Here is a 6,857-nt window from a genome sequence, read left to right as displayed (position 1 = left end):
GCGCAGCCGCCGGTATCGGGCACGATCAGCGGCAGGCCGCCCGCCATCGCCTCGGAGGCGACGAGCCCGAACGGCTCGGCCTCCGACCCGTGGATCAGCGCGTCGCAGCTCGCGACGATCCGCGCGAGGCGCTCGCGGTCATAGACCGGGCGGAACATGCGGATGTGCGGCGAGCCCGCGATGCGCGCCTCGATCTGGCGGCTCTCGACGCCGGTGCCGAGCAGGATCAGCCCGACCGGCAGGTCCGACCCGGCGCGCTCGACCGCGTCGATCACCAGCCGCCAGCGTTTCTCAGGGTGATGCCGCCCGAGCCCCAGCAGCAGATGCCCGCTCGGCGGCAGGTCGCATTGCGCGAGCAGCGCCGCGCGCAGCCGGTCGTCGCGCAGATCGGGCGAGAAATGGCCGCGCTCGATCCCGAGCGGCATCGCCGCGTCGATATGCACGCCGCGGCGCGTGAGTCGCTTCTCGAGCGCCGGACCGTTGGTGACGACCGCGTCGAAATGCTTGAGGAAGCCCGACATGTAGCGGCTGTACCAGGAAAAGGCCTGTTCGAGCCGTTCCTCGGGCGCCATCCCCTCGAACCAGCGCAAGGCGTAGGCCGCCATATTGTCGTTGTGCATGAAGAACGCCTTGACGGCGCCTTCCGGATATCTGGGCTGCCACTTGCCGATCACCCAGGGCAGGCGCCACGGCGACGACGTCTCGACCACGTCGGGCTGGAGCTCGTCGAGCCAGCGGAGGATCGGCGCGCCGTCCCAAAAGAGCCCGTAATTCTGGTCGAGCGGCAGATGCCCGGTCTGGATCCAGATCACCTTGCCGCCGCCCGGCCGCTCCTCGATCGCATTCTCGCGGCCCGGCGCGAGCACGATCAGCTCATGCCCGAGATCGGCCATGATCCCCATCTTGCGGTCGATATAGGTGCGCACCCCGCCGCCGGTCGGCGAGTAGAATTCGTTGACGTCGACGATACGCATCGCAGGATCAGCTCCCGATCGGGCCGAAACCACCGAGCCCACGCAGATATTGGGCGTGAATGGTGGTCGTCACAACCCCCTCGGGGACAACGATCCGCGCCATTTCGAGTTTCGGCCGCGTCCGCCCGAGCTTGATGTTGCTGGCAAAGCCCGCACCGTCGCTCCAGAAATTGAACTTGTTCTTGCCGTCGCGATTGTGCGTGAAGAGCAGCGCATAAGCCCCGGGGGTCGGTACGCGGATGCACAATGTGATCGGTCCGCTCTGCGGTGTCGGCAACCGAACGCGGCGGAAGAACTTGCCCTCCTTGATCAGGTCGCGATCGTCCTTGAGGAAATCGGCCTCGGTCGCGGGATAGAGTTCGAGCTTTAGCTCGCCGGTGCGATCCTTGAGCCCTTCGACGTTAACGCGGATCGCCGGGCCGCCGGTGCTGCACGCCGCGGCATCGCTGCCGAGCACCTGCGCCGCCTGCGCCACGGCAGGGAGCCCAATCACGGCGAGCAGCGCCGCTACCCCAGCCAGAAACTTGCGCATCGTCAATTCTTCCTCACCAGGCCGACCAGCCCGAAGATCGCGACCAGCACGACATGGACCAGCAGCGGCAGCGCCGCCGTCACCGCGATCAGCACCGACAGCTCGGCATCCTGCCCGATCAATAGGGTGGCGAAGGTGGCGAAAAGAAGGTCCTTGTTCGGCACGAGCGGGAGGCGCCCGACGATCATCCGCGCCGCCGAAAGCAGCAGCCACATCCCGATCGTCACGCTCGGCAGACCGTAATGCCAGGCAAAGGCGATCAATACGCAGCCCGCGATCAGGCGCAGGCAGTGGATCCCGAAGATCCACCACAAGGTCGCGCGCGGGAGCGAGAAGACGCGCTTCGAAAAGATCAGGAACGGCAGCGACATGGCGAACACCGCGACCACCGACCAGATCGCATTGTGGAGGCCATGCGGCGTGAGCAGACCGATGCCGAGCGGCATCGCGACCGCGATCATCGCCAGCGTGACCATGTTTCCCGCGATCGCCGAGAGGATGCTGACGTCCTTCACCGCGCCGAAGGGGGCAGCGACCATCGACGAGCGTTGTCGCGCCCAGGCGTAGAAATAGGCTTCGCCCGAATAATTGAGCACGTCGTTGGCGATTCGTTTCTTCATCAAGGCAACGAACCCGGCCGCGGGGATCCCCCACAGCCGCCGGAAGATGATGAAGTCGCCGGTGACCGGCGCGATGTAGAGCAAGGCGAAGAAAAAGTAGAAAAGCGGATTGGTCGGCAGCGCCTCGTACAGGCTATCGACGCCGAGCCCACGCAGCTTGAACCCGAGCCAGACGATCATCACCACCGTGACGGCGGCACCAAGATACGACGGCCAACGCCGGGTGAGCGGCTTCATCGGCTCGAGTCCGGCAAGGTCGGTGGTGCTGCCCAAGCCGGGTAGCGCTGGCAAAGGGGCGTAGGCGCCCGACCCTGGGGTCGCAGCGCCGCTCCCGGGGCCGGTCTTCATCTGTGTCACGTGGCGCGTTTGTCCGCTGGTTCAAGCCGGTCGAGGCGGTCCATTGGCGCGGCTTAACGGCAGAAGTGTGGCGCGGCAATTCCACGGGACGGCGCGGTCGGCCGGAAAGGGCGCGCCGTCGCATTCAATCGCGACTTGGGAAACTTTTGCCACAGACTCACGTTAGCGTCACTTCATGTTGAGTCCCCGACCCCCAGCCGCGCATATTCTTGCGTTTGCCCAAACGCTTCAGGGCGGTGGGGTAGAAAAAGCGCTGCTTCGACTGGTCAGGGGATGGAACGACTTGGGGCGGCGCGTCACGCTGGTGATCGGCGATGCAACGGGGCCGCTGGCGCGCGATCTGCCCGGCGGCGTCGATGTGCACTTGCTCGGCCGATCGACGATGATCGGGATGGGTGGCCTCGCTACGCTGACGCAGGAGATCGGGCCCGATGTGCTGTTCTGTCCTGGCAACCATTATTCCGCGCTCGCGGCGTGGACGCGATTGCGGCTCGGGCACAGTTGCCCGCCGATCGTTGCGAAGATCTCCAACGCGCTGGTCCGGCGCGACCATGGCCCGGCGTTCGCTATGGCGTATCGCCGCTGGCTGCGCTGGCATCCGAGCTTCGTCGACCGGCTCGTCGCGATGAGCCCGGCGATGGCGGAGGAAGCGTGCGCCGAGATGGGCGCCGATCCCGCGATGCTGCGCGTGATCCCCAATCCGCCGGTGCGCGCGGTCGATGGTGCCGCGCCGCCCGCCATGCCGCGCGGCCGTTTCCTGCTCGGCGTCGGCCGGCTCGCGTCGCAGAAGCGCTGGGATCGCCTCGTCGCCGCCTTCGACCAGATTGCCGATCGCGACATGGCGCTGATGATTGTCGGCGAGGGCAGTGAGCGCGCCGCGCTCGAGGCGCAGATCGCGGCGCTCGGCTTGCGCGACCGGGTATCGCTGCCCGGCCATGTCACCGATCCGACACCGGTCATCGCGCGCGCGACGGCGCTCGCGCTGGTTTCCGATTTCGAGGGTGTGCCCGGCGTGCTGCGCGAGTCGCTCGCGGTCGGCACGCCGGTGATCAGCACCGATTCGAGCGTCGCGGTGCGCGAGATTATCACGCGGCCATCGCTTGGCACGATCGTGACCGCGGGCGATACCGCTGGTCTGGTCGCGGCGCTCGAGCATTGGCTCGCCCCGGGCCGCGCGCGGCCGCGGCCCGTCCCGCAACCTGGCGAGGACGCGGCGGCGGCCTATCTCGATCTGTTCGACGAGGTCGTGCTGGAGCGGCGCTTCGCGATGGCGGCGTAGCGCCGCCGGAGCGTTCCTACGCTAGCCCGTCGGCTTTACCCGATCAGGATGCGCCGCGGCGAACGCCGGAAGCGCCGTCGCCGCCGCTTCGGCCGCAACCAGGCGTGGCCAAGCCTCGAGCGGTACCGCGAATCGACGCGCGTTGTAGAGCTGCGGCACCAGGCAGATGTCGGCGAGATTGGGCGCAGCCCCGCCGAGGAACGGCCCGGGCAGATCGACGGTCATTGCTTCGAGCGCATTCAATCCTTCGACGATCCAATGCGCGTACCAAGAGTTGCGCGCAGCCTGATCGGCTCCGAATTGCGCGCTCAGCCGATTGAGCACCCGCAGATTGTCGACGGGGTGGATGTCGGCGGCGATGACCAGCGCTTGCGCGAAGGCTTGCGCGCGCGCCAGCGGGTCGGTGGGGAGCAACGGTGGTGCCGGATAGGTCGCGTCGAGATAGTCGAGGATCGCGATACTCTGCGTGAGCACCGTGTCGCCCAGATCGAGCGCCGGCAGCAATCCTTGCGGATTGCGCGCCAGATAGTCGGGCGCACGCTGCGCACCCTGGGTCAGGTCGATCGCGACACTCTCATAGGCCACGCCCTTGAGATTGAGCGCGATCCGCACGCGGTAGGCAGCGGAGGAGCGCCAGTAATCGTAGAGGATCATGCCTCGGCGTCTCCCTCCGCCTCCGAGCTGCGCTCGAGCGCGACCTTGATCATCGCGGTCATCGGGTCGGCGAGCGTCAGGCCGAGGATGCCGAACAGCGTGCCGGCGAGGATCTGCATCGACAGCGTCAGCGCGGGCGGGAGATCGACCGTGCGCTTGGCGACCATCGGGATGACGACATAGCCGTCGAGCCCCTGGATGAAGATATAGATGCCGATCGCGGCGAGCCCGGTGTTCATGCCTGCGCTGAAACCGACCGCGATCATGATGATGCCGCTGGTGATCGCGCCGATATTGGGGATGAAGGCAAGGATGCCGGTAATGATGCCGAGCACCAGCGCCATCGGCACGCCGGCGATTGCCAGCGCGACGCCGGTCATCACGCCTTCGATCGCCATGCCGAACAGGCGGCCGGCGAGCAGTCGGCGCATCGTCGTCGCCATCTGTTCGATCGTGCCCGAGAAGCGCTTGCGCTGGTCGCTCGGCACCATCCACTGCAGCCCGCCTTCGTACAGCCGCGGCTCCATCGCGATGAACAGGCCGATCACCAGCACCATGATCAGGCTGGCGAGCGCGCCGAACGCGATACCGAGATACGAGGTGATCTTGCCGAACGAGCCGAGCGCCTGCTGCATGATGCCGTTGAGATCGGCCTTGCCCGGCATGATCCCCTTTTCCGATGCCCAGGCGATCAGCTTTGTCGCCTGCGTCGTCAGCGTCGAACGCAGTTGCTCGAACTGTTGCGTGATCCCCGCGCCGGTCAGATAGAAGACCAGCGCGATGAACAGCACGGTCAGCACCACCACGATCGCCAGTCGCCACGACCGCCCGATCGGCAGCACGCGGCCGAGCAGGCGCACCCCGCCGTCGAGCATCGAGGCGAAGACGAGCCCGCCGAAGATGATCAGCAACGGCTGGATCAGCAGCACGACGAGCGCGATTGCCCCCGCCAGGCCGAGCCACACCGTCGCGCGCTTCAGTTCCTGGCGAACGACGGGGTCGCGCAGTTCGTTGGGTGCGGGTTCGGTGACGATCTTGGGGGCTGTCGTGTCTTCGCTCACTGAGTACGCTCCGCATGCAGCGAGGTGCCGGCGCGCCCGCCGCGGAACGACTGGCCCCACGTCAGCGGGTTCCAGCTTCCCAGGCCTGTCTTGGAAAAGGTGATGAATTCGGCGCGCCCGCCGAGATATTCCCACGGCACCGGGCCGCCCAGGCCCTGTTCGGCGAGCGAGAAACGGCTGTCGGCGCTGCGGTCGCGATTGTCGCCCATCAGGAAGACATGACCCGCAGGGATCGTCACCTCCTTGTAATTGTCGCCGATCGACGGCCCGAGCTCGACCGTGTCGTAATGCCGCCCGCCCGGCAGCGTCTCGGTGATGACCGGCACATGGCAGACGGTCTTGCCGTCGGGGCCGGTGCGCAGCGCGTCGTCGCCGAGGTCGCAGGTCGCGCGCTCGGGCGCGGGAAGCTGGACGCCGCCGTAATGAGGGATATCGACATAATGTAGCGGCCCGCGCTTCACGGGGACGCCGTTGAGGATGACGGTGCCGTCGCGGACCTCGAGTCGGTCGCCGGGCAGGCCGATCAGCCGCTTGATGTAATCGGTCTCGGTGCCCGGCGGCGTGACGATCACGACGTCGCCGCGCTCGGGCAGGCGGCCGAGCAAGCGGCCCTTGATGAAGGGCAGCAGATGGAAGGTCGGCGAGACGAACGACCAGCCGTAGGGGAATTTGCTCACCACCAGCTGATCGCCGACGAGCAGCCCCGGCAGCATCGATTCCGACGGGATATAGAAGGGCTTGGCGATGAAGGTGTGGAAGCCGAGCACCGCGAGGATCAGCCAGAAGATGCCGCGCACTTCGCCCGCCCAGTCGGTCCGCCCCTTTTTGGGCTGCGTTGCGGGCTCGTGGGGGACGGGCTCCTTGGTGTCTTGCGTGCGCAGGGCCACATCCTCACTCATACGCTATCCTTCATGACCGCTTCGATGATCACGAAGGCCTGCGCCCAGGGGTGATCGTCGGTCATCGTCAAATGTAATCTCGCGACGTGGCCGTCGGGCGTGATCGCGTCAAGCCTCGCCTTTGCCCCGCCGGTCAGCGCCAGCGTCGGCGCGCCCGAGGGCGCGTTGACGACGCCGATATCCCGCATGAACACGCCAGCCTTGAATCCGGTACCGACCGCCTTCGAAAAAGCTTCCTTGGCGGCGAAGCGCTTGGCGAGCGTGCCGGCCTTGGTGAAGGGGCGGCGCGCGGCTTTCGCCTGTTCGAGCGGGGTGAATACGCGGTTTTCGAAGCGCGCGCCGAAGCGGTCGAGCGACGCCTGGATCCGCTCGATGCTGCACAGGTCAGAGCCGATGCCGATGATCATCGCAGATTCCCCTCCCGCTTGCGGGAGGGGTTAGGGGTGGGGCGTGCCGCGGGTGTGGCGTTTTCCGGAGAAGG

General features: G+C 66.9%; 8 protein-coding genes. 1 reads left to right on the top strand and 7 read right to left on the bottom strand.

Annotated elements, in window-relative coordinates:
* From RH90_RS04145 to RH90_RS04135, 3 genes are all read right to left on the bottom strand, one after another.
* On the bottom strand, positions 1 to 974 hold a 974-nt coding region (locus RH90_RS04145; RefSeq protein ID WP_010184066.1), incomplete at its 3' end, for a glycosyltransferase.
* Positions 975 to 981: 7 nt separating this feature from the next.
* Positions 982 to 1,506: a DUF2141 domain-containing protein gene (locus RH90_RS04140; RefSeq protein WP_010184065.1), complete on the bottom strand. Its 525-nt coding sequence runs from the start codon at positions 1,504 to 1,506 to the stop codon at positions 982 to 984.
* A gap of 2 nt (positions 1,507 to 1,508) precedes the next feature.
* A complete protein-coding gene (locus RH90_RS04135; protein ID WP_010184064.1) occupies positions 1,509 to 2,399 on the bottom strand; it encodes a hypothetical protein in 891 nt (296 codons plus the stop codon).
* Between the two features lie 259 nt (positions 2,400 to 2,658).
* Between RH90_RS04135 and RH90_RS04130 the strand changes: the two genes are divergently transcribed.
* Positions 2,659 to 3,762, top strand: a complete 1,104-nt coding sequence (locus RH90_RS04130) for a glycosyltransferase (protein ID WP_029625019.1) — start codon at positions 2,659 to 2,661, stop codon at positions 3,760 to 3,762.
* Positions 3,763 to 3,783: 21 nt separating this feature from the next.
* Here the strand turns inward: RH90_RS04130 and maiA are convergent, their stop codons facing one another.
* The 4 genes from maiA to acpS are packed head-to-tail and all read right to left on the bottom strand — an operon-like array spanning position 3,784 to position 6,783.
* Complete coding sequence (maiA, locus tag RH90_RS04125; RefSeq protein ID WP_010184062.1) at positions 3,784 to 4,416, bottom strand: maleylacetoacetate isomerase; 633 nt, start codon at positions 4,414 to 4,416, stop codon at positions 3,784 to 3,786.
* Entirely contained in the window at positions 4,413 to 5,477 is a 1,065-nt protein-coding gene (locus RH90_RS04120; RefSeq protein ID WP_010184061.1) for an AI-2E family transporter, read from the bottom strand. Before RH90_RS04120 ends, maiA begins: the two co-directional genes overlap by 4 nt.
* Complete coding sequence (gene lepB, locus RH90_RS04115) at positions 5,474 to 6,376, bottom strand: signal peptidase I (RefSeq protein WP_010184060.1); 903 nt, start codon at positions 6,374 to 6,376, stop codon at positions 5,474 to 5,476. The genes RH90_RS04120 and lepB overlap by 4 nt, the downstream gene beginning before the upstream one ends.
* Positions 6,373 to 6,783 (bottom strand): holo-ACP synthase, encoded by a 411-nt coding sequence (gene acpS / locus RH90_RS04110; RefSeq protein ID WP_010184058.1) that lies wholly within the window; start codon positions 6,781 to 6,783, stop codon positions 6,373 to 6,375. The genes lepB and acpS overlap by 4 nt, the downstream gene beginning before the upstream one ends.
* Between the last annotated feature and the right edge of the window lie 74 nt (positions 6,784 to 6,857).

The organism is Sphingomonas sp. PAMC 26605 (assembly GCF_000241485.1).
Taxonomy (GTDB): Bacteria; Pseudomonadota; Alphaproteobacteria; order Sphingomonadales; family Sphingomonadaceae; genus Sphingomonas.
The sequence above is the reverse complement of the archived record's forward strand: the minus strand, read 5'-3'. Positions and strand labels throughout refer to the sequence as shown.

What these genes read in the sequence shown, in the direction of transcription:
- RH90_RS04140 (WP_010184065.1), bottom strand. Translation starts at nt 1,506, where the DNA reads ATGCGCAAGTTTCTGGCTGGGGTAGCGGCGCTGCTCGCCGTGATTGGG.
- lepB (WP_010184060.1), bottom strand. Translation starts at nt 6,376, where the DNA reads ATGAGTGAGGATGTGGCCCTGCGCACGCAAGACACCAAGGAGCCCGTC.
- maiA (WP_010184062.1), bottom strand. Translation starts at nt 4,416, where the DNA reads ATGATCCTCTACGATTACTGGCGCTCCTCCGCTGCCTACCGCGTGCGG.
- RH90_RS04130 (WP_029625019.1), top strand. Translation starts at nt 2,659, where the DNA reads ATGTTGAGTCCCCGACCCCCAGCCGCGCATATTCTTGCGTTTGCCCAA.
- acpS (WP_010184058.1), bottom strand. Translation starts at nt 6,783, where the DNA reads ATGATCATCGGCATCGGCTCTGACCTGTGCAGCATCGAGCGGATCCAG.